Source organism: Blautia sp. AF19-13LB, assembly GCF_003479105.1.
Classification (GTDB): Bacteria; Bacillota; Clostridia; order Lachnospirales; family Lachnospiraceae; genus Fusicatenibacter; species Fusicatenibacter saccharivorans.
Genome location: NZ_QUGO01000003.1, coordinates 53,748 through 76,474 on the forward strand (window position 1 = coordinate 53,748; position 22,727 = coordinate 76,474).

Annotated in this window: 22 protein-coding genes and 2 pseudogenes; 21 read left to right on the forward strand and 3 right to left on the reverse strand. The window is 47.7% G+C overall.

Annotated features, from left to right (window positions below):
* Nucleotides 1-29: 29 nt before the first annotated feature.
* The gene (locus tag DWX32_RS03880) at nucleotides 30-917 is read right to left on the reverse strand and encodes a DegV family protein (protein ID WP_118640333.1); all 888 of its coding nucleotides are present in this window, start codon (nucleotides 915-917) and stop codon (nucleotides 30-32) included.
* Between the two features lie 206 nt (nucleotides 918-1,123).
* On the opposite strand from DWX32_RS03880, the gene udp reads away from it, so the two are divergent.
* Together udp and DWX32_RS03890 are read left to right on the forward strand one after the other, a co-directional pair.
* Nucleotides 1,124-1,900 (forward strand): uridine phosphorylase, encoded by a 777-nt coding sequence (gene udp, locus DWX32_RS03885; RefSeq protein WP_118659306.1) that lies wholly within the window; start codon nucleotides 1,124-1,126, stop codon nucleotides 1,898-1,900.
* Between the two features lie 41 nt (nucleotides 1,901-1,941).
* On the forward strand, nucleotides 1,942-2,373 hold the full coding sequence (locus DWX32_RS03890) for a cytidine deaminase (protein WP_117760908.1): 432 nt from the start codon (nucleotides 1,942-1,944) through the stop codon (nucleotides 2,371-2,373).
* An 85-nt stretch (nucleotides 2,374-2,458) separates the two neighbouring features.
* Here DWX32_RS03890 and DWX32_RS03895 read toward each other — a convergent pair whose 3' ends face one another.
* Nucleotides 2,459-3,919, reverse strand: coding sequence for a DUF1846 domain-containing protein (locus DWX32_RS03895; RefSeq protein WP_117802108.1), 1,461 nt, complete (start codon nucleotides 3,917-3,919; stop codon nucleotides 2,459-2,461).
* A gap of 576 nt (nucleotides 3,920-4,495) precedes the next feature.
* Here DWX32_RS03895 and DWX32_RS03900 point away from each other — a divergent pair.
* The 5 genes and pseudogenes from DWX32_RS03900 to DWX32_RS03920 all read left to right on the forward strand — a co-directional run bounded on the left by DWX32_RS03900 (nucleotide 4,496) and on the right by DWX32_RS03920 (nucleotide 7,684).
* Entirely contained in the window at nucleotides 4,496-5,107 is a 612-nt protein-coding gene (locus DWX32_RS03900; RefSeq protein ID WP_118640377.1) for a DedA family protein, read from the forward strand.
* A 319-nt stretch (nucleotides 5,108-5,426) separates the two neighbouring features.
* Nucleotides 5,427-5,846: a hypothetical protein gene (locus DWX32_RS03905; protein WP_118640335.1), complete on the forward strand. Its 420-nt coding sequence runs from the start codon at nucleotides 5,427-5,429 to the stop codon at nucleotides 5,844-5,846.
* A 207-nt stretch (nucleotides 5,847-6,053) separates the two neighbouring features.
* Nucleotides 6,054-6,749 (forward strand): tRNA (N6-threonylcarbamoyladenosine(37)-N6)-methyltransferase TrmO, encoded by a 696-nt coding sequence (gene tsaA / locus DWX32_RS03910; RefSeq protein ID WP_118640336.1) that lies wholly within the window; start codon nucleotides 6,054-6,056, stop codon nucleotides 6,747-6,749.
* Between the two features lie 114 nt (nucleotides 6,750-6,863).
* Nucleotides 6,864-7,004 (forward strand): annotated as a pseudogene (locus tag DWX32_RS03915) (glycoside hydrolase family 2 TIM barrel-domain containing protein); the annotation flags it as partial.
* Between the two features lie 20 nt (nucleotides 7,005-7,024).
* Complete coding sequence (locus tag DWX32_RS03920; RefSeq protein ID WP_118640337.1) at nucleotides 7,025-7,684, forward strand: YkgJ family cysteine cluster protein; 660 nt, start codon at nucleotides 7,025-7,027, stop codon at nucleotides 7,682-7,684.
* A gap of 110 nt (nucleotides 7,685-7,794) precedes the next feature.
* Here DWX32_RS03920 and DWX32_RS03925 read toward each other — a convergent pair whose 3' ends face one another.
* The gene (locus DWX32_RS03925) at nucleotides 7,795-8,193 is read right to left on the reverse strand and encodes a LytTR family DNA-binding domain-containing protein (RefSeq protein ID WP_158565867.1); all 399 of its coding nucleotides are present in this window, start codon (nucleotides 8,191-8,193) and stop codon (nucleotides 7,795-7,797) included.
* A gap of 410 nt (nucleotides 8,194-8,603) precedes the next feature.
* Here DWX32_RS03925 and DWX32_RS03930 point away from each other — a divergent pair, with 410 nt between their 5' ends.
* From DWX32_RS03930 to DWX32_RS03995, 14 genes and pseudogenes are all read left to right on the forward strand, one after another.
* Nucleotides 8,604-9,056: a hypothetical protein gene (locus DWX32_RS03930; RefSeq protein WP_118640338.1), complete on the forward strand. Its 453-nt coding sequence runs from the start codon at nucleotides 8,604-8,606 to the stop codon at nucleotides 9,054-9,056.
* 63 nt (nucleotides 9,057-9,119) lie between these two features.
* A pseudogene (locus tag DWX32_RS03935) lies at nucleotides 9,120-10,232 on the forward strand (UDP-N-acetylglucosamine 4,6-dehydratase family protein); the annotation flags it as partial.
* Entirely contained in the window at nucleotides 10,195-10,983 is a 789-nt protein-coding gene (locus DWX32_RS03940; RefSeq protein ID WP_118640339.1) for a tyrosine-protein phosphatase, read from the forward strand. The pseudogene DWX32_RS03935 and the gene DWX32_RS03940, both read left to right, overlap by 38 nt.
* A gap of 26 nt (nucleotides 10,984-11,009) precedes the next feature.
* A complete protein-coding gene (locus DWX32_RS03945) occupies nucleotides 11,010-11,885 on the forward strand; it encodes a DUF5011 domain-containing protein (RefSeq protein WP_118640340.1) in 876 nt (291 codons plus the stop codon).
* A gap of 11 nt (nucleotides 11,886-11,896) precedes the next feature.
* The gene (locus DWX32_RS03950) at nucleotides 11,897-13,300 is read left to right on the forward strand and encodes a polysaccharide biosynthesis tyrosine autokinase (protein WP_158576263.1); all 1,404 of its coding nucleotides are present in this window, start codon (nucleotides 11,897-11,899) and stop codon (nucleotides 13,298-13,300) included.
* 16 nt (nucleotides 13,301-13,316) lie between these two features.
* Nucleotides 13,317-14,819, forward strand: coding sequence for a polysaccharide biosynthesis tyrosine autokinase (locus DWX32_RS03955; protein ID WP_158576264.1), 1,503 nt, complete (start codon nucleotides 13,317-13,319; stop codon nucleotides 14,817-14,819).
* Entirely contained in the window at nucleotides 14,816-15,439 is a 624-nt protein-coding gene (locus DWX32_RS03960) for a sugar transferase (protein WP_118640343.1), read from the forward strand. Before DWX32_RS03955 ends, DWX32_RS03960 begins: the two co-directional genes overlap by 4 nt.
* Before the next feature lie 180 nt (nucleotides 15,440-15,619).
* Nucleotides 15,620-16,720: a glycosyltransferase family 4 protein gene (locus tag DWX32_RS03965; protein WP_118640344.1), complete on the forward strand. Its 1,101-nt coding sequence runs from the start codon at nucleotides 15,620-15,622 to the stop codon at nucleotides 16,718-16,720.
* A 118-nt stretch (nucleotides 16,721-16,838) separates the two neighbouring features.
* Nucleotides 16,839-17,855, forward strand: coding sequence for an EpsG family protein (locus DWX32_RS03970; RefSeq protein ID WP_158579550.1), 1,017 nt, complete (start codon nucleotides 16,839-16,841; stop codon nucleotides 17,853-17,855).
* Nucleotides 17,852-18,682: a glycosyltransferase family 2 protein gene (locus DWX32_RS03975; RefSeq protein ID WP_118600897.1), complete on the forward strand. Its 831-nt coding sequence runs from the start codon at nucleotides 17,852-17,854 to the stop codon at nucleotides 18,680-18,682. Before DWX32_RS03970 ends, DWX32_RS03975 begins: the two co-directional genes overlap by 4 nt.
* 26 nt (nucleotides 18,683-18,708) lie before the next feature.
* On the forward strand, nucleotides 18,709-19,407 hold the full coding sequence (locus DWX32_RS03980; protein ID WP_199671268.1) for a glycosyltransferase family 32 protein: 699 nt from the start codon (nucleotides 18,709-18,711) through the stop codon (nucleotides 19,405-19,407).
* Complete coding sequence (locus DWX32_RS03985; protein WP_118600895.1) at nucleotides 19,404-20,603, forward strand: glycosyltransferase; 1,200 nt, start codon at nucleotides 19,404-19,406, stop codon at nucleotides 20,601-20,603. Before DWX32_RS03980 ends, DWX32_RS03985 begins: the two co-directional genes overlap by 4 nt.
* A 2-nt stretch (nucleotides 20,604-20,605) precedes the next feature.
* Complete coding sequence (locus DWX32_RS03990) at nucleotides 20,606-21,712, forward strand: polysaccharide pyruvyl transferase family protein (protein WP_118600894.1); 1,107 nt, start codon at nucleotides 20,606-20,608, stop codon at nucleotides 21,710-21,712.
* Nucleotides 21,705-22,721, forward strand: coding sequence for a glycosyltransferase family 2 protein (locus DWX32_RS03995; protein ID WP_055220466.1), 1,017 nt, complete (start codon nucleotides 21,705-21,707; stop codon nucleotides 22,719-22,721). Before DWX32_RS03990 ends, DWX32_RS03995 begins: the two co-directional genes overlap by 8 nt.
* Nucleotides 22,722-22,727: the final 6 nt, after the last annotated feature.

Below are 22,727 nucleotides of genomic sequence, written 5' to 3' on the forward strand. Positions count from 1 at the left end.
CCCTGTTTTTAGATGGAAGTGCAGGAGAGTTAATCCACCCGTTCGTTCCCCCAGAAAAACAATGCCACGGTTCCTGGCCCTGTGTGGCTGCCGATGGTGGTTCCGATGTTGTTGATCTCTACTTTTCCGTTCAGATTGGGAAAGCGTTCCTCGATAAGATCCGCAACGGCCCGCGCATCGTCGTAGCAGGCGGACTGGGAAATGTAGCATTTGCCGGAGTAGGAGAGGCCGCCCTCGGCGTTTTCTTCCATCTGGTCGACGATTTTTTTGATGACTTTTTTCTTCGTACGGATTTTAAACCGCGGAATCAGACGGCCTTCGTTGTCCATGTTGAGCAGCGGGCAGATACCGAGGAGGCCGCCGATTGCGCCGGAGGCTTTGGAGATGCGGCCGCCGCGCACGTAGAAGGTGAGGTCCGTGGAGAAGAACCAGTGATGGACTTTGAGGCGGTTTTTCATCGCAAAATCGTAAACCTCTTCCAGCGGTTTTCCTTCATCGCGCAGGTCGGCAAGGCGGTCCATCAGAAGACCATAGCCGGAGGAAGCGCCGAGGGAATCCACGATGAGGATTTTCCGTTCCGGGTAGCGCTCTTCAAGGTCGGCTTTGGCGATCATCGCAGAATTCAGGACACCGGAAATGCCGGAGGAGAGGCAGACGTGGAGAATGTCTTTGCCGTCCTGCAGGAATGTTTCAAAATAGGCTTCAAATTCATCGGCATTCACCTGGGATGTTTTTGTGGAAGCGCCGGCGGCCATGGCGGCATAAAACTGATCGAACGGCATGGACTTGCCGAGATCGTCCGCGTACTCGGTGTCATTTAATTTGTAATGGAAACAGATGTATGAGATTTCCCGTTTGGAGAAATGTTCTTCGGTAAGGTCTGCTGTAGAGCAGCAGCTGATGACATAGGAACTCATAAAATAATCCCTCCTTGTAAAAATGAAAGTAAGAACTCTGGTTTCTGTGCCTATTGTAGCATCCCGAATGGGAAAAGGCAACTGCGGAACGTGATTATATCCGTAATGAAAGGGGCGGTGAAATGGTGTCAAGCCTTGTATTTGCGGTACGGCCTGTGGTAAAATAGAACTATGAGAATACGAAAATACAAAGGAGGTTTTTGCATATGCAGAATTATTCAGGAGAAGAAGGGCTGCAGTATCATCTGCAGATCCGAAAAGGCGATGTGGGACGGTACGTGATTCTGCCGGGAGATCCCAAACGGTGTAAAAAAATTGCAGCTTACTTTGAGAACCCGGTGCTCGTCGCAGACAGCCGGGAATTTGTGACTTATACGGGTACTTTGGACGGTGTAAAGGTTTCCGTTACATCTACCGGCATCGGCGGTCCGTCGGCTTCCATCGCGATGGAAGAGCTGATCCAGTGCGGCACCGATACGTTTATCCGCGTCGGAACATGCGGCGGTATGGCACTCGATGTAGAGGGCGGCGATATCGTGGTGGCAACGGGAGCGATCCGTGCGGAGGGAACGTCAAAGGAATACGCACCGATCGAGTTCCCGGCAGTCGCAGACCTTACCGTGACGAATGCGCTGGTGCAGGCGGCAAAGAATCTTGGGAAAAAATGGCATGCGGGCGTGGTACAGTGCAAGGATTCCTTCTACGGCCAGCACGACCCGGAGCAGATGCCGGTCGGCGATGAGCTGCTGAAAAAATGGGATGCATGGATGAAGCTTGGATGCAAAGCGTCAGAGATGGAATCGGCGGCACTCTTTATCGTGGCAAGTGCCCGCGGCGTCCGTGCCGGATCGGATTTTCTTGTGATGGGAAATCAGGAGAGAGTGAAACGCGGCATGGAGAACCACATTACGCACGATACGGAAGGTGCGATTCAGGTAGCCATCGAGGCACTGCGGATTCTGATCCGGGAAGATCAGAAATAAGAAAGAAAAAATAAGGGGATACTGGAAAGGGGATGCTGGATATGAAACAGGAAATCAGTACAGAAATAAAACAGGAGCTGGTAAAACAGGCTCTGGCAGCGCGGAAATTTGCGTATGTGCCGTATTCGAAATTCCGCGTAGGCGCGGCGGTTCTGGCAAAGAATGGAGCGATTTATACCGGTTGCAACATTGAAAATGCGGCGTATACACCGACAAACTGCGCGGAGCGCACCGCGGTCTTCAAAGCCGTATCCGAGGGCATAACGGAATTTGACGCGATCGCCGTCTGCGGCGGCCCGGGAGAGGCAGAGCCGGAGGATTTCTGCACACCGTGCGGTGTCTGCCGTCAGGTGCTGCGGGAATTCGTTGATCCGAACGAATTTCTCGTCCTTCTCTGCAAGGGCGACGGTTCCTGGAAAGAAATGACACTCGAGGAGCTGCTGCCAATGGGATTCGGAAAAGAAAATTTATAAACAGAAGCCGGAAAAGAAAAAATCCAGGGCAGGTACGGAAAGTACCGTATGCCCTGGATTTTTATGTCCAAGATATAAAAATTATTTACTGAAATTTCGGCTCACAGGTCAGATCGCATCCCAGACGCTGGAACATTTTGCGGTCCACATCGGAGAGCATAACGCTGGAGTGCACCTGGCAGCCCTTTAACTGCGGCAGGCAGGAGAGTGCTTTCTGTGCATCCTCGCTCTGTGCAGCAGTAGCAGACAGCGCAATCAGAACCTCGTCGGTATGAAGACGCGGGTTCTTGCTTCCGAGGTATTTGGTTTTCAGGGTCTGGATCGGAGCGATGGATTCCGGTGAGAGAACATGTACGTCATGGTCGATGCCGGAGAGCTCTTTTAATGCATTCAGCAGAAGCGCCGCGCTCGATCCGAGCAGATCGCCGGTCTTTCCGGTGATGACGCGTCCGTCCGGAAGTTCCATGGCAGCGGCCGGTGCGCCGGTCGCCTCGGCACGAACAAGAGCCGGGGAAACGGTGGTACGGTCTGCGGCAACGATGTTTTCCTGTTTCATCAGAAGCTCGATTTTGTAAGCCTCAGTCTCGGAGCGGGAGCCGTCTGCGATACCGTCCACAGCAGTGTAGTAGCGGCGGATGATCTCCTGACGGGAAGCCTCGCGGCATGCCTCATCATCGATAATGCAGTTTCCGGCCATGTTGACACCCATGTCAGTCGGGGATTTGTACGGGCTCTCGCCGAAGATCTGCTGGAAGATCGCACGCAGAACCGGGAAAATCTCGACATCACGGTTGTAGTTGACGGTTGTCACGCCGTATGCCTCGAGGTGGAACGGGTCGATCATGTTGACATCGTTCAGATCGGCGGTAGCAGCCTCGTAAGCCAGGTTGACCGGGTGCTTCAGCGGCAGATTCCAGATCGGGAAGGTCTCGTATTTTGCATAGCCGGCGTTTACACCGCGTTTGTGCTCATGGTAGAGCTGGGAAAGGCAGGTTGCCATCTTTCCGCTTCCCGGTCCCGGCGCGGTAACGACAACGAGCGGACGGGTTGTCTCGATGTACTCGTTCTTTCCGTATCCCTCATCGCTCACGATCAGCGGCACATTATGCGGGTAGCCCGGAATCGTGTAGTGAATGTAAACCGGGATGCCGAGCTTCTGCAGTCTCTTCTTGAAAGCGTCTGCACTGTGCTGTCCGGAATACTGCGTGATGACAACACTGCCGACATAGAGGCCGCGTCCGCGGAACTCATCAATCAGGCGGAGCACGTCGCTGTCATAGGTGATGCCGAGGTCGCCGCGGATTTTGTTTTTCTCAATATCGGCTGCGGAAATCGCCATTACGATCTCAGCCTGGTCGGAGAGCTGCATCAGCATGCGCAGTTTGGCATCCGGTGCAAAGCCCGGAAGAACGCGGGATGCGTGGAAATCGTCGAACAGCTTTCCGCCGAATTCCAGATACAGCTTGTTGTCAAACTGGTTGATGCGGTCGCGGATATGCTCAGACTGCATTTTCAGGTACTTCTCATTGTCAAATCCAATCTTCATGGTATTTTTCTCCCTTTTTATCCATGGTGTCTGTTAAAAACAACTGTTTTCATTTTACTATACGGAAAAGTCCTGTGCAAGAAAAAATTATCGTGGGAACTTTAGAAAATTAAGGAAAAAAAGAGCTGAAAATAAAAAAATCTCCTAAAAAGGAGAGAGGCCGGGACTTGTTAGGGCCCCGGCGGTATGAAAAAGAAATCTATCTATTAGAAAGGTTGGCATTGGAGACATGCTTCCAAGGGTGCTTTGCTGTCTCCTGGTTAAAATTTATAGAAAAACGATGGAGGTTTGTGTTTGTTTCCTTCGTTGTTGATGAGATTAGTATACGGAAAAATTGTGACCAGAATGTGTACATGAGATAAAGCTTTTCTGAAGAGAAGATGAAAACAAAACAAAGAAAATCTGACGGAATCGTAAACAGAGGAAAGTTTTGGCGGAAAAAGGGGTCATGCAGAGGGGCAGCGGTGCATAGAATGCAGGGGAAGAAGGAAAAAGCAGCGATTCCGTGACGCGGAGCAGAGACGGGAAAACGCCGCAGGTCTCAAAACGGTGCGGAGCTGCTGGAACGGAGAAAGCTTGCAGAACGTAATCCTGGATATGGTCAACCGTTTTGGATATGTCGGCGTCCTGATTCTGATTGCCGTGGAAAATGTCTTTCCGCCGATTCCCTCCGAGGTGATTCTGACGTTCGGCGGTTTTATGACGACATGCACCCGTCTGCATCCGGCGGGCGTTGTGCTGTCATCCACGGCAGGATCGCTTCTCGGGGCGCTGGTTCTCTATGGAGCGGGAACGCTTGTCAGCCCGGAGAGCCTTAGTGAACTGCTCGACAGCCGCCCGATGAAGTTTCTCGGATTTCACGCGGAGGATGCCTGGAAAACGATTACATGGTTTCAGAAGAAAGGCCAGCGGGCCGTTCTGTTCGGCCGGTGCATTCCAATCATCCGAAGCCTCATTTCCGTCCCCGCCGGGATGGCACGGATGGAGATGCCGAAATTTCTGCTGTTTACAATCATCGGAAGCACGGTGTGGAACATTCTTCTCGTCGGAACCGGTGCTGCGGTCGGTGTGGCGTGGGAGCAGGCGGCGGGATATGTGAAGATGTATGCAGATATCGTTTTTCTCGTGCTGGCAGCCGGAGCGGTATGCTTTCCGGCGGTGCATTTATATAGGAAGAAACACAAATGAAAAAACGTAAGTTGCATGAAATGAGGGACAAAATGCAAAAAATATACTTGCAATTCGACAGGAAGTGTGCTAATATACACATCAACAAGTAAAAGGGAGTAGCGAAACGCCGCGGGAAACAAAAACGCATCCCGGGTGGGTTTGAAATCGTCAGCCGATGTCGAGAGACGTCCGTATCAAATGAGAACGCAAGACTTTTATTGTGGCAGTCGTCATGATAGGAGTCTTTTTTTATGCTCCTGAATACCAAAGATAACATGAACTGCCGGAGCAATCCAAACCGTTGCCAGCGGAACAAAAGTGGCGGAAAGAGGAATGTATGAGCAGCGAGAGAGTGAAAAAAGAATTATACGAAACAGCAATGACCGGAGAAAAGGCACTGACCAGTCTGATGTATGTACAGATGACACTGTACGCAGCCAAAAGCCAGAGAGCGTACGCAAAGGTACGCGGCGAGGGCAGAGCGATGATGCGCCACACAGGGATCCACATGAATCAGTATTTAAGGGCTGCAGGGAATGACCTGGAAAGCTTTCGGATCCGCTTAAAGGAAACGCACCTGCCGGATGAACTTCAGCCGAAGGCGGGAGCGTTTCTGGTTCAGACGGTACATACTTTTGATACGACAGAGAAAAATCAGATGTACCGCCAGGAACTGCTGGGACTGGAAGCGAAAGTAAAAGAAATAGCAGAACAGATTGAAGGACTGCTGAAAGGCATGCGGGAACTTGGAGCATAAAGAGGAGAGAACAGGAATCGGAACAGCAAAACGGTTCCTGTTCTTTTTTTTCGGTCATAGGATAGAAAAACGGATTTGCAAATTATGAGAAATCCGTCCTTTTCTGACACTTTTCCGCCAACCGCCGGCTGGCAGGTGGACTTTTTTCCGGCAAAATGTTAGAATAAACCTATTCAGAGTCTGGTAAGGATAAAGGAGAAAAACGTTTTGGCAGAAGAAATTGCAGTGAAAGTGATTGCCCGGATCCACACGGATTTCCCGGAAAAGTTCGGGATTCCGCGGCAGAGCGGGCTGATTGAAGAATTAAAGAGTACGATCGTCTTTGAACCGGAGTTCCGCGATGCGAATGCGCTGCGCGGCATCGAGGAATATTCCCATCTCTGGCTGATCTGGGAGTTTTCCGAGGCTGTGCGCGACACCTGGTCACCGATGGTGCGGCCGCCGCGGCTTGGCGGAAACAAGCGGGTCGGTGTATTTGCAACGCGCTCTCCGTTCCGGCCCAATCCGATCGGGCTTTCTTCGGTAAAGCTGGAGCGTGTGGAGCAGCATCCGGCACTCGGGCCGGTGCTTCATCTGTCGGGGGCAGATCTGATGGACGGTACGCCGATTCTGGACATCAAACCGTATCTGCCGCATGTGGACAGCCATGCGGAGGCATTTGGCAGCTTTACGGAAAAGACGAAGGAATACTTTATTCCCGTTGAAATTCCGGATGAGCTGCTGGAAAAAATTCCGGCGGACCGCCGGGAGGCACTGAAAAAAGTGCTGGAGCAGGACCCGCGCCCATCGTATCAGAACAGTGAAGAGCGCGTTTACGGACTTTCCTTTGCGGGAATGGAAATCAAATTCCAGGTAAAGGACCAGGTGCTGCATGTCGTGGGGGCAGAGCGCGCCGGAACGTAAACCGGCAGGAAAAACAGGGGGATATACAAGAAAAATGGAGAAGGAGGAAACAAAAGTATGTTATATCCAAGTATGACACCGTCCCGGTTTGTCAGTGACCTTTCGGGCATCTGGGACTTTGCGACGAGCCAGAGTCTCCTGCGCGTGCAGGGCAACAAGAAGGGAATCTTCACCCGTGACCGCAAGCCGAAACTGGCGGCACATTATTTCCGGGAGAGATGGCATCAGATTCCGGATTTTGAGTATAAAAAATAAAGAACAGACAGGAAGAAAGTATGGAACGGAACGTAGATATAGACAAGATTTCAGATGGAAAACGATATGGAGCGAATGACATGGTAAAAGTGGGCTGCGACGACTGCCGCGGATGCTCCGCCTGCTGCCGCGGGATGGGCGACTCGATTGTGCTCGACCCGATGGATCTTTACCGGCTCGAGAGAAAACTCGGCAAAACGATGGAGGAGATTCTGACGGCGGGATATATTTCACTCCGCGTAGTGGACGGTGTGATTCTGCCGCATCTGAAAATGACGGAGCAGTCAGACCAGTGCAGTTTCTTAAATGATGAGGGCCGGTGTAGCATTCACGATGCGCGGCCGGGCTTCTGCCGGATGTTTCCGCTGGGACGGCTGTATGAGAACGGAACGTTTTCCTATTTTCTTCAGGTCAGCGAATGTCCGAAGGAGAATAAGACAAAAGTCAAAGTCCGCCGCTGGCTCGACACGCCGGAGCTCGGAAAGTATGAAGCGTTTACGAACGAATGGCATTATTATCTGAAAGAAAAACAGAACGAGGCGCGCCGGACAGAGGATGACGCGCTGCAGCAGCAGATCAGCATGGGAATTCTGAAGCTGTTTTATCTGCTTCCGTATGACACAAAGACCGATTTCTATGCGCAGTTTGCGGCGCGGATGGAAGCGGCAGGGAAAAACTGAAAAATAAACAGAAACAGGACAGCAGCCGTTGGTTCGAAAACAGAACCAGAGGCTGCTGTTCTTTGTATCGGTGGATCAAAGGCTGCAGGACATAGAAAATCAAAATCATATTATAAGCGGCGGGACAGTGTTCTGGCATAAGCGAGGAAGGCTTCGCGGGTTTCACGCTTCCGTCTGCGGCTGCAGAAGACGGTCTGTCCGTTTTTCAGCAGAACCTCGCCGGTTGCCTGCACGAGCGCAACGTGGGAGAAATTGATCAGCAGACCTTTTCCGTTGCGGAAAAAACGGCCGGTTGAGGCAAGACATACCGTCAGGCCGGCAAATGTGCACCGGGTTGAAAAGTCACCCTGAACGGTATGCAGAATCAGCCGGTGCTGACAGGCCTCCACATAGATGAGATCATCCAGCGGAAACCGGATTCGTTCTGAGGCGCCCTGTGTGATGATGACCGGAATTTCGAGAAGAACCGGATCGTTGGAATTCAATGGAAAAATCAACTCTGAATACAAAATTACCACCTTCTGAATTACTTACCGTTTGCGTCGATGTGCAGCCGTTCACGTCGAAGCGGTTGTCCGGCGCAGGAAAACATGATACTGTAACTATGAAATCATTACAGAAACGATCATACGATTACAAACTGTAGTTTAGCACATCCACAGGATTTCATTCAAGCCGAAAGGCCTCACTTCTGATAAAATCGTTCGACGAACAGTGACGCACCGCGACACCAGAACTCGAAAAAGATCAAAAAAGTAAACTCCATGTAGAAAAAACACAGAAAAGAAAGTGAAAATCGAAAGAAAAGGAGGCATAAGCAGATTGACGATGTGAGATAGATTTGGTATAATATTCCAAAAATAAATATTACATATAACATTACTATAAAAAGAAACACAAAGAGCAGATGGAGAAGATTATGAGGAAAGAAATGGAAGAAATCAGAGAAAAGGTACATACAACAGCAGATGCAGCATTATTCTTATGTTTTCAGGAGCTGAACGGAAGCCATTCCAAAGGTGTGATCCGCCTGCCGCTTCTGCATTACGATGTTCCGTTTGCGGGATACGGGGAAATGCTGCTTCGGATGAACCGGATTTATGATTTGCTCGGTATGCCGGATGCGGGAAGCTGTATGCGAAGCCTGCGGGAAGAAGAAAAAGACGAATGGGAATTTACGGAGGATATGAAAAACCGGCAGGAGACCACGCTTCCGGCCGGAACCGAGCGGATGGTCAGCATTCAGATTCAGTTCCGCCAGCACTGCAGTCTGCAGGGATTTCTGATCTGCGGAAAGCAGAAAGCCGGTTTCCGTTCGGCGCTGGAGCTTTTGTATCTGCTCGAAGACTGTCTGCGGGAGCAGGATGCCTGAAAACGGGAGAAGATGTCGAATAGAATGAGAGCGGGAGCTATGAAGGAAGAAAAAAAGATCAGAAAAAAAATTAAAATTGAGGATTTGCTGCCTAGGGATCCGGTCCGCGTCGATCTCGATGCGATTCTCGATTATGTCCAGGGGAAAGCAGTTCTTGTGACGGGAGGAGGAGGCTCCATCGGCAGCGAGATCTGCCGACAGTTAGCTGGCCACGGTGTCGGTCATCTGATCATTTTTGATATTTATGAAAACAATGCATACCAGATCCAGAAATCGCTGGAATGGGAGTTCCCGAGGCTTCACATGACGGTGCTGATCGGTTCGGTGCGGGATGAACGGCGGCTGCAGTCGATGTTTTCCCGTTACCGGCCGGATATCGTCTTTCACGCAGCGGCGCACAAGCATGTGCCCCTGATGGAGGACAGTCCGAACGAGGCGATCAAAAATAACGTGATCGGAACCTTAAAGACGGCGCGCACGGCAAGCCGGTATCACGTAAAAAAATTTATTCTGATTTCGACAGACAAGGCGGTCAATCCGACGAACATCATGGGAGCGAGCAAACGGCTCTGCGAGATGGTGATCCAGATGATTGGAAAACACAGCACCACGGAGTTTGCGGCGGTGCGCTTTGGAAATGTACTTGGCAGCAACGGCAGCGTCATTCCGCTGTTCCGCCGCCAGATTGAGCACGGCGGGCCGGTGACGGTGACGCATCCGGACATCATCCGTTATTTTATGACGATTCCGGAGGCGGTCAGTCTGGTGCTCGAGGCGGGCGCGTATGCGAAAAACGGCCAGATTTTTGTCCTGAACATGGGAGATCCTGTCCGAATTGCGGACCTTGCGAAAAACATGATCCGCCTTTCCGGGTATGAGCCGGGAGTGGAAATCGAGATCAAGTACATTGGCCTGCGGCCGGGCGAAAAGCTGTATGAGGAGCTGCTGATGAATGAGGAGGGGATGCAGACGACAGAAAACACCCGCATTTTTATCGGCCGGCAGATTGCTTTTGATGAGACGGTATTCCGAAAACAGATGAAAGAACTCGAGCGGGCGGCGGAAAACGAATGTCCGGACATCTGCGAGAGGGTAAAGAGAATGGTGCCGGAATATCAGTACGAAGGAGAAAAGAAGCATGACGGACCTTCATATACATATTCTGCCGGGGGTTGACGACGGTTCCCCGAATCTGTCCACATCCCTTGAGATGGCGGAAATTGCGGCAAAGAGCGGAGTGTGTATCCTTGCTGTGACACCGCATGCAAACCAGACGGGAATCGAGGGCGTGGAGGATGGGTATGTCAATTACGATTCGGAGCAGCTTTTGGAGCTGTTTTACCGTCTGGAACAGGAAATCCGGAAGGAACACATCCCGATCAGCCTGGTGCGCGGCATGGAAATTATGAGCATCGGGCCGCTTAACGAAAAAATCAAAGAGAGAAAGCTGATACCGCTTCATGAAAGCCGCTATTATCTGATCGAGGTGCCGTTTGACATGGCACCGGACGGGATCAGAAGGCGGCTGATGGAATTTCCGGCCATGGGAAAGATCCCGGTGCTGGCACATCCGGAGCGGTATTTCTGCGTGCAGGATTCGCCGGAGCTTCTGTATGAGTTCCGGGAAATGGGCGCAGTTCTGCAGATGAACAAAGGAAGTGTATTTGGAAGATTTGGAAAAGAAGCAGAGCGGACAGCACAGTATCTGCTGGAAAACCGTCTGGCAGGCTGTGCGGCAAGCGATGCCCACCGCGTCAATTACCGGACACCGAACATGAGACCGATCCGGGAATTTCTGTCGGAGTGGTACGGTGAATCGTATGCGGAGCTTCTGCTGAAGGTAAATCCGAGGAGAATTCTGGAGAACCGGCCGGTTCTGTATGAGCCGTCTCCGGAACGAAGGCGGAAAAGACGCTGGTTTGTCTGAAAAACGAAAGGAGACATCAAAAGGATATGCACAAAATGAGAGCGGCTGTTCTGATTTTATTTCTTGCCTCATCGCTCGCGTTTGGCGGGTGCCTGATGCGGCAGCGAACCGGAAAAGACGGGAAAGGGCCAGAGATTTCGATGGATAACAGTGAAATTTCGGTCAGTATCCACGCGGATGAGGCGGAGCTTCTGTCCGGCGTGACGGCGTACGATGCGAAGGACGGCGATGTGACGGATTCGCTTGCGGTAGAACATATTTCCAACTTTATCGAAAAAGGGCGGCGGAAAATCAGCATCGTTGCCTTTGATTCGGACAACAATGTCACCCACGCGGAACGGGAAATGGTCTATAACGACTATACATCGCCGGTCTTTTCCCTGGATGGGCCGCTCCGGTTCAGTGTGAATGCAGATGACCTGACGGAAGGACTTTCCGCAGAGGACTGTCTGGACGGAACGATTACGGACCGCATCCGGCTCTCGTATCAGGATGAGATCAGCAGCACGCCCGGGCTGTATCAGGTAACGTATTCTGCTGCCAACCGTGCCGGGGATGTGACGAGTCTTCCGGTGACGGTGGAACTCTACGATCCGGCCGAGGAGAGCGGAAAGCCGCAGATTACTTTAAGCGAGTATCTGATCCATCTGGAACTGCAGCAGGCGTTTGATCCGAAGGATTATCTGGAGCAGGTGAATGTGGATCAGATGATGTATGAAAAAGGAGAGGACGATGAACTTCACGCGGTTTCCGCGGAAGACAAGATCCTTGGGGAAGAAAAACTTTCCATAGAGAATCCGGTTGACACCGGAAAGGAAGGTGTCTATGAAGTAACGTATACTGTGACATCGGAGGAGGGACAGACAAGCTCCATCCGCCTGATTGTCTGCGTCAATGAATGAGGAGGTTCCAGATGGGAGAATACGACAGAACAGGAAACGGACAGAACGGCGAAGCAGACTGGGATCTTCGGAGCATTCTGTGTGATATGGCAAAAAACTGGTGGATCATCCTTCTGATTGCCTGTTCGGCGGCGATGATAACCTACACGGTGCTGACGGCAGTCCATCGGGATCAGTACACGGTGAAAACCACGTTTGCCGTGATGGGGCGCGGCGAGAATGCAAATGCAGCATCGAGCCTTTCTTCGACGTATGAGATGACGCAGAAATTTCAGGCGATTCTGGAAAACAATATTTTAAAGAAAAAAGTGATGGAGGAGCTGGGATGCTCATCTTTTCCGGCGGACATGAGCGCTTCAATTGTGCCGGAATCCAATTTAATGGAGCTTTCCGTGACAGCCGATTCGCCGGAAACAGCCTTTCGGGTACTGCGGTCGGTGCTGAAGAATTACACAACCATTTCAGATTATATTATTCCCAATGTAGTATTGGAGACACTGCAGCAGCCGCAGGTTTCCGACAATCCGTCGAATCGGATTCCGACGGAAAAGTACGCTGCAATGGCATTTCTGGCGGCAGCGCTTGGTACGGCGGCGCTGGTGGGCTTCTTTTCCTTTCTGCGGGATACCGTCAAAAATGAAACGGAATTTGGCCGCAAGATTGATGCGGATCTGCTGGGAACCGTGTACCATGAAAAAAAGAGGAAAAACAGCTCCATGCTGATCACGAATCCGGCGCGGAGCTTTCCCTATGTGGAATCCCTGAAGCGCATTGCTTCCCGTGTGCGCGGAAGACTCGACCGGAGAGGGGGAAAAGTGCTGCTGGTGACCAGTGTGGCGGAAAATGAAGGAAAGTCAACGCTTGCCGCCAATCTGGCGCTTGCCCTTTCAGAGGAACAGAACCGTGTCCTTCTGCTGGACTGTGATTTTCGTCAGCCGGCGCTGTATAAGATTTTTGAACTTCCGCAAAAGGCCGGAAAAGATTTCGGACAGGTAGCAGTCGGAAAGGAGTCGGCGTCCAGCGTTTTTGAAAAATACAAGGATACGAATGTTTACATGGGCATCTGCCGGGAACGGCTGGAGGAACCGTCGGAAGCAGTCGGCGGTGAAATTTTCCGGCGGATTCTGGATACGTGCCGGACAAACATGGATTATATTATTCTGGATACGCCGCCGATGGGCGCGGCCGCGGATGCGGAGGAGCTTGTGGAGCTGGCTGATGGTGCGGTTCTTGCCGTTCGGCAGGACGGCGTGCTGACACGGGACATCAACGATGCCATCGACGCGCTGAACCAGAAAGAAGAAAAGGTCATCGGCTGTGTGTTCGGCAATGTTTATCCGGGATTCGGCGAGCGGATCGGAGGCAGCTATGGTTACGGTTACGGATACGGCGCCTATAGCAGGGCAGAACGATGAGAGGGAGCAAAAGAGCATGAACAGAGAAACGTATGAAACCTATTCCGCAGCGGAACCAGAGAAAATAGATCTGATCGCCTTTTTGGCGGAGTATTTCCAGGCGTTCCAGAAATTTTTCTTTGGTGTGCTGGCACTTGTAATCCTTGCAGGAGGCGGCTCCTTTCTGACGGCAAAGCTGCGGTATCAGCCGGTTTATGAGGCATATACATCGTTCGTGGTCGGATCGAACCGTGCGGTCGGTTATTCTTATTACGATAATGTAACGGCAGAGCAGCTTGGAAAGACCTTTCCGTATCTTGTGACAAGCGGCGTACTGAAGGATGTTGTAGCGCGGGATCTTGGAATCGGGGCGGTGACATCAGAAATTCAGGCGAGCGTGATGGAAAATACCAATCTTTTTACTATCCGTGTGCGGGACGCGTCACCGGAGACGGCGTATCGGGTGATGAAATCCGTTATCACGAATTATCCGGAGGTGGCAGAGTATATCATTGGTGCGACGACACTGACGGTGGTGGATGAAAGCGGTGTTCCGGCAGTGCCGGTTAACAGCCAGGATGCGTTGCGGGCCGGCACGTATGGTGCAGCAGCAGGACTTGCAGCGGCCTTCCTGCTGCTGTTCCTCTATGTGAGAACAAGAAAAACCATCCATTGGGCGGATGATATTAAGAAGCTGACGAATGCGGCATTCCTTGGAAATCTGCCGCAGGCGAAGATCAAAAAAAGAAGCAGCGTAAAGGAACAGACCATTACCATCTGCAATCCAAAAGTGCCGGATGCCTTCAAAGAGGCGGTGCAGCTGATCCGGACAAGGATGGAGGACAGAATAATCGGAAAAAGTGACTGCCCGGTCCTTCTTGTGACGAGTGCCGTGCCGGGGGAGGGAAAGACGACGGTTGCCGTGAACCTGGCGGAGGCGTTCGCGAAGAAGAAATACCGCGTAGTACTGCTGGACGGAGATCTGCGGAATCCTTCGGTGATGAAGTGTATGGGACTGATCGGACGGAAAGAGCGTGGAATTGCTGCCGTGCTGAAGGGACAGATGGATTGGGAGGAGGCACTTACCGACTGCCGGGATCTGACGCTGAAAATCCTGCCGGGAGCGGGAAGCACGCAGAATCCTGCAGGGCTGCTGCGCTCGGTACGGATGAAGACCATGATCGAAAGCCTGAAAGAAGAGGCCGATCTTCTGATCATCGACACGCCGCCGTGCGGAGTGCTTTCGGATGCGGCACTGTTCGGCGGAATTGCCGACGGAGCAGTTCTCGTGGTACATCAGGGAACAACGAAAGACCGGGAAGTCCGGCGCGCGCTGGAATTTTTCGAGGATTCGCAGATTCCGGTCTGCGGCTATGTGCTGAACGGCGTGCAGGAGGGCACGACGGGCTACGGATACAGCAGCTATGGCAGCTACGGGTATGGAAAATATGGTTACGGTTACGGAAAGTACGGCTATGGGAAAGAGAAGGAACGCCGGAACAGTGACCGGACAGCAAGGGAGCAGGGAGGAAAAGCATGAGGGAGAAGAAAAAAGGAGTTTATCAAAAGTATCTGAAAAATCTGTTGGACCGTCTGCTGGCGCTTGTGGGAACGGCAGCATTATCGTGGCTGCTGCTGGGAGTCGGCATTGCAGTCCGCCTGGATTCTCCGGGACCGGTGCTGTTCCGGCAGAAGCGGGTGGGCCGGAACGGGCAGTATTTTTACATATACAAGTTCCGCACGATGCGTATCGACACGCCGCATGATATGCCGACACATCTGCTGAACCATCCCGATTTCTTTATCACAAGAGTCGGACGCTTTCTCAGGAAAACATCCCTCGATGAGCTGCCGCAGCTCTTCAATATTTTAAAAGGCGACATGGCGCTCGTCGGTCCGCGTCCGGCGCTCTGGAATCAGGAGAATCTGATCTCTGAGCGGGAGCGGTACGGCGCAAACAGCGTCCGTCCGGGCCTCACCGGCTGGGCACAGATCCATGGGCGGGATGAACTTCCGATCCGGGAGAAAGCGGAACTGGACGGATATTATGTGCATCACATTGCATTAGGAATGGATCTCGAATGCCTCTGTAAGACAGCCGGCGCGGTACTGCGGCAGGATGGAATTCATGAGGGAATGATGGAAAACAGATGGCAGTAAATGGGGAAGAGAGAAGAAAAAAGTAAAAGCAGAGTGGAGGCTGTCGAAAACGAAAGAAAATTACTGGAAAATAATGAAAAAAGTAATTGCATATTAATGGGAAGATGATATAATTTGCAAAAGAAATAATGAAATAAGTAATTAAATGATGCGGGATATTACATGAAACGGGAAAGAGCAATGAAAAAACGACTTCTGATTGTAACAAACCATTCGTATATGTTCTGGCAGTTTCGAAGAGAACTGGCGGAAGCATTGCAGAAAGAGTATGAAGTAATTCTGGCGATGCCATTTGTCGGGCATGAAGAAGATTTCCAGAACATGGGAATCCAGTGCATTCCAATATCCATGAACCGCCGTGGGGTGAATCCATTTACGGAAGCAAAGCTGCTATGGGATTATGAGCGTCTGCTGAAAAAAGTGAAACCAGATCTTATACTCACCTATTCCATAAAACCGAATATCTACATAGGCCTGCTCAGCGGCCAAAAGCAAATTCCGTATTATGCCAATGTACAGAGGTTGGGAACAGCATTTCAAAAACCAGTCTTAACTGGGCTTGTTACAATTTTATATCGAAAAGCGTTCCAAAAAGTGAAATACGTCTTTTTTGAAAACAAAGAAAATGCCAGTGAATTTTGTAAAAGAAAAATCATATCCGCCGATCGCCAGATCGTCCTGGCCGGGGCAGGAATTAATCTGGAAAGATACAAAATGCAGCCTTATCCGAAGCACACACGAATCCATTTCCTGTATCTTGGACGAATTATGAAAGAAAAAGGAATCGACGAACTGTTTTATGCTGTCCGGCATCTGAAAAAAGAAAACGAAAACTTTGTCCTTGATCTGGTTGGTTTTTTTGAAGATGAATACAAAGAGCAGGTAAAAGAACTGGAAAAACACAGCATCGCCCATTTCTACGGCTTTCAGTCGGATCCACGTCCGTTTTACATAGAAGCAGACTGCGTAGTGCTCCCCAGTTACCATGAGGGAATGAGTAATGTCCTTTTAGAAGCCGCCGCCACAGGCCGCCCAGTCGTCACAAGCAATATTCCGGGGTGCAGGGAGAGCGTAGAAAATGGGAAAAGCGGTCTGCTGGTTGAGGTAAAAAATAAAGAGATGCTGTATGACGCAATGAAAGAGATGCTGCATTGCAGCAGAGAAGAACGAGAGCAGATGGGACAGGCGGGGAGAGAGAAGATGGAGAGAGAGTTTCGGAAAGAAGTTGTGGTGGAGAAAACAGTGCAGAGTCTGCGAGGGGATGAAAAAAGAGACTTTTAGTAAAACAAAAGGAGAGATGTGAAAGATGTCCATAACGAACTATTGGTTTCAATTAATTTGGATTTTGACAGCAGGGATAATTCTGACAAGATTTCTGCCGAAAAAGCAGGAGATCGTTATGGGAAGGATCGAAGAAAGATGGCAGATGGCACCGGCGGTGCTGCTGGTGATTCCGTACATAATAGCAGCAGCATTACGATCTGATAATTTTGGAGACACCTATGCATACCGGAGAGTTTTCAGCGAAGCACCGAATAGGCTAGCTGAGCTCCCATTCTATCTTCAGGGAATAAAAAAAGATAAAGGTTTTTCCGTTTTCATGGTGGTTTTAAAAAGCTTTATTGGAAATTCATCTGTTTGTTTTTTTCTGATCATAGCTGCAATACAAATGTTATGCATGGCATTTATCTACCGGAAATATAGTGAAAACTATTGGATGAGTATATTTATTTTTGTTGCAGGAACGGATTACATGTCCTGGTGTCAGAATGGTATTCGCCAGTTTTTGGCAATTGCAATTATTATGGCGGGATTTCCATTGCTTCTGAAAAGAAAATATGTATCACTGACAGTAATTATCCTGTTAGGGGCAACGTTCCATGCGTCAGCGCTTCTTATGGTACCGATTATCTTTATTGTGCAGGGGAAAGCATGGAATAAAAAGAGTGTGCTGTGTATTTTAGGATGCATTTTAATACTGATATTTGTAAACAGGTTTACAGATGGGATGAACGATGCGCTGTCAAATACACAGTATTCTAATATGGTAACGGACTGGAAAGAGTGGGAGGATAATGGAACCAATCCAATCAGAGTATTCGTCTATTCTATTCCTATGATTTTTTCTGTGGTTGGACGCAGGCAGATCAAAGAAGCGGATAACCCGGTAGTTAACATTATGACAAACTTCTCAATCCTAACAAGTGGAATTGCAGTTGTATCGATGAAAACTTCCGGTATATTCATAGGACGGCTGATTTCTTATGGATCTGTGTATTCTGCGTCCATTTTGCTTCCCTGGGAAATGGAAAATATTTTTACAGAGAATTCGGCGAAAATTATAAAAAGTGCTGCTGTTTTGGGATATATTGGATTCTTTTATTATCAGATGCATTTTATATGGGGGCTTATATGAAAAATCCAGAGATCAGTGTAATTATGGGAATGTATAACTGTGCGGATACGCTGTCAGAAGCAATTGAATCGATTTTAAACCAGACAATGAAAGAATGGGAGTTGATTATGTGCGATGATGGATCATCCGATGCAACGTACGAAGTGGCAGAGCTTTATAGGAAAAGATATCCGGAAAAAATGATCTTACTGAGAAACAGAGAAAACAGGGGACTTAATTATACCTTGAACCGATGTCTGAAAGCGGCCAAAGGAAAGTACATTGCAAGAATGGATGGGGATGATATCTGTCTGCCGGAACGATTTGCGGCTGAATATGAAACATTGGAAACAGAGAAAACAATTTCAATCGTAAGCACAGATATGGGATATTTTGATCAAACAGGAATATGGGGAAAGATAAGTCATCCGGAATATCCAAAGAAAAAGGATTTTCTGTATGGATCTCCGTTTTGCCATGCACCATGTATGGTAAGAAAAGAAGCATACGATGCAGTGGATGGATACACAGAGAAAAAAAGTATTTTACGGGTAGAAGATTATCATTTATGGATAAAAATGTATGAGGCGGGATACAGAGGTAAAAATATTCCAAAACAGCTTTATCTCATGCGGGATGACAGAGCAGCATATAAGAGAAGAAAGCTTCGATACAGAATAAATGAGGCCTACGTAAAAGGAATAGCGGTCCGAAAACTGGGGCTGCCGATAAGCGGATACCTATATACGATGCGGCCAATTCTTGTGGGAATTTTGCCAGAGAAAGTCTATGACTATTTTCATAAAAGAAAATTAGAAAGCAATGCAGGAATGATAGCCAGTGAATAAAAGATGTGATAGAAAGGGATGGATACATGATACCGAAGAAAATACATTATTGTTGGTTTGGGAAAGGGAAGAAATCCCGATTGGCTTTAAAGTGCATAGAAAGCTGGCATCAGTATTGCCCGGACTATGAAATGATCGAATGGAATGAAGAAAATTTTGACATAGACATGAATGGATATACACGAATGTGCTATGCGGAAAAAAAATATGCATATTTAAGCGATTATGTCAGACTTTGGGCGGTGGAAAAGTATGGAGGGATCTATTTGGATACAGACGTGGAAGTGATTCGGCCACTGGAAAAGCTATTGCAGGAAGATGCATATTTCGGATTTGAAAATAAGCGGTATGTAAATACGGGACTGGGATTTGGATCCGCTGCGCATGGAGCAGTGCTTCGGGCGATGCTGAAGGAATATGATGTGCTGCTGGATGGAAAGAATGGAGTAAGAATGTGTCCGGAACTGAATACAAAAGCATTGACCGCATTAGGCTTAAAACAGAATGGGCAGAAACAAAAAATATGGGAAGCGGCAGTGTATCCGGTGAATGTTTTGAATCCATATGACAGTGCAACGGGAAAGCTGGAAAAAACAGCAGATACGGTTTCTATTCACTGGTATGCGGCATCCTGGATGAACACAGCACAAAAATTACGAGGGAAGATAACAAGACCGATTCATAGGATTTGGGGAGTAGATGTATTTAAGAGGTTTCGAATATGAAGAGAACAATGTTAATTGTATCACATGCATTGGAATTGGGTGGTGCGGAAAGAAGTCTGATAGGATTTTTAGAAGCACTGGATGAAAGCAAATGGGAAATAGATCTTTTTTTGCTTCGTCAGGAAGGAGAATTAATGGATGCGATTCCGGATAAAGTCCATCTGCTTCCGCAAAAAGCTGCGTATACAGTTTTGGCGCACCCAATGAAGGCAACTTTAAAAGAGGGACATGTTTTATTAACAATGGCAAGGCTATATGGAAAAACAGCGGCGGTGATTTATGATCATAAGCATAATTACCGAGACAGTGATGTGAACTTAGAATATAGCTATAAATATACCAGCCCTTTTATGCCGCGAATACAACCCCAAAAGGAGTATGATCTGGCGGTAAGTTTTCTGACACCACATTATATTGTAACGAAGAAAGTAAATGCCAAGAAAAAGATCGCATGGATCCATACGGACTATTCCCAGGTGCAGATTGATATTTTATCCGAAACAAAAATGTGGAAGGCATATGATTATATCGCATCTATCTCAGAGGCAGTTACAAAAGAATTTTTGAAGAAATTTCCTACATTAAAAAATAGAATTATATTGATAAAAAATATTTTGCCGGAACAGCTCATCAAAAGACAGGCAGAAAGTTTTTCGGTGGAAAAAGAAATGAATGCATCGGGGATAAAAATATTGTCAATTGGCAGGTTCTGCTATGCTAAAAATTTTGATAATGTGCCGGATATCTGTCGGCAAATCAGGCAGAATGGATTGGAAGTAACCTGGTATTTAATTGGTTTTGGAAAAAATGAAAAGCAAATCCGTAAAAGAATATGTGAGACAGGAATGAAACAATATGTAAAAATTCTGGGGAAAAAAGAGAATCCATATCCATATATCAGGGCGTGTGATGTTTATGTGCAGCCATCAAGATATGAGGGGAATTGTGTAGCTGTAAGGGAAGCTCAAATGCTTGGAAAACCGGTGATTATTACGGGATATCCAACAGCAGAAAGTCAGCTGAGAAACGGAATAGATGGAATCATAGTGCCGCTGGAAAACAGAGCGTGTGGAGAAAAAATCAGTGAAATATTACGGGAACCGAAGCGGCTTGAAAAGCTGGTGCAGGAGTGCAGGAAAAAGGATTATTCTAACAGGCAGGAAATCAACAAAATAGAGTGTATTTGCAGAGGATAGAAATGAGAATACGAATTATCACTTGCTATGATGTATATAATGCAGGCGCAAGCTTACAGGCATATGCATTAATGCAATATTTGAAAGACTGCGGTCATGAGGTGAAAATTATTGACTATAAGCCGGACTACCTAAGCAGGCATTATAGTCTGAAAGCGGTAAATAATCCAGAATATGACAGGGCAGGAATTCGAGAGATTTATTTGCTGGTGAAGATGCCAGGAAGAATAAAAAAATTATTCAGTAAAAGAAAATATAGATTTGATGCTTTCCGGAAAAATGCGTTAGAACTGACAGATACAACATATAGAACGTGTGAAGAACTAAAAAATATAGAAGAAGCAGACCTGTATCTGGCAGGGAGCGATCAGATATGGAATCCAATCTTTCCAAATGGAAAAGATCCTGCATTCTTTCTGCAATTTACGGAAAAGGGAAGAAGGGCATCGTATGCGGCGAGTTTTGCAGTTGATGCGTTAAAAGAAGAAGACCGACAGCGTATGAAGGAATGGCTTAAATCCTTTGATGCTGTTTCGGTCAGAGAGCAGACAGGAGCTGCATTGGTGAAGCAAATGGGACTTCAGTCTCAAAGAAATTGTGATCCCGTTTTTTTGCTGAAACAGTGTCAGTGGAAAAAAATATTGCCGGAAACAGAGACGAATAAAAAGTATGTGCTGCTTTATGATTTTGATAAAAACTGCGTGGCAGAGGAAATTGCGGAAAAAATTTCTAAAAAAACAAAAACAGAGATCTGGTCGGTTTTTAAAACAGAAATCTGTGACAAAGTATGTGCAGATATTGGGCCGTTGGAATTTGTAAATTTAATTTTAAATGCGGAAGCTGTAGTTTCTAATTCATTTCATGCAACAGTGTTTGCAATAATTTTCCATAAAGAATTTTTTGTGATCGAAAGAAAAGAACGTATCAATACGCGGGTGAATGATTTATTGAAAGTATTTGGAGTGGAGGACAGGAAGATGGATCATGTGAAAAAACTGCAGACAGCAAAAAAGATAAACTGGCAAAGGATCGAGTTCATCCTGCAGAAAGAGAGGAAAGAAGCAGAAGAATATTTAGCGAAAATAACAGGAGAAAAGAAAAATGAATAGGCCGATAATATCTGTTGTTATCCCCGTTTATAACGTCGAAGCCTACATAGAACGTTGTGTAAACAGCGTGCGGAATCAAACGGTAGAAAATATAGAAATCATATTGATTGATGATGGATCACCGGATCAGAGTCCGGTTTTATGTGATCAATATGCGGAAAAAGATAGAAGAGTGCGAGTGATTCATAAAAAAAATGGAGGACTTGCGTCTGCAAGAAACAGGGGAATAACAGTGGCAACTGGAAAATATATTTTCTTTTTGGACAGTGATGACTGGCTGGAAAAAGACGGTCTGCAGCAGCTCTATGAGCTGGCGCAGAAATATCAGGTAGATTTCGTCAGATATAGAGCATTTCGGACAGAATGGCCAGGGATGGAAAGAAATGTTCCATGTCGAGTGGAAACAGTAAGAGAAATGCAGGGAGGAATTTATGATAGAAAGAGAATTTTACAAGAAATATATCCAAGACTGCTGGCTACGAGGCAATTAACTTTGGGACCTGTTGTTGGGGCATGGGGAGCATTGTATAGAACGGATTTTTTGAAGAAAAATCAGATATTTTTTTTCGAAGAGATTAAGTTTAGTGAAGACATCCTTTTCAGTGCAAAAGTGATTTTATGTACACAAAAATTTTACTATAAAGAAGAAGCCGGAATTTATCATTACTGGTATAATCCAGATTCTATTTCGAAATCATTTCGAGAGGGAAGATGGGAATCGTGTAAGAAAATAATAGAACATGCAGAGATAGAATTCAAAAATAGAAAAGAGTATTGTTTTGAGCAGCAATTGAACTGGCTGACATGGTTTGTTATATTAGTTGGACTGAAGGAAAGAGGTAAAATGACAGACAGGAGTGAGAGAAAAGTGTATTGTAGGAAACTACTGAACGATCCTGTAGTGAGAAGATGTCCATTAAAAATACAGGAATTTGATGTGCCCGAAAAACAAAAAATATTGTTGTATATGATAAAGAAAAACTGGTGGTGGATATTCAGCCTGATTTAAAGGGAG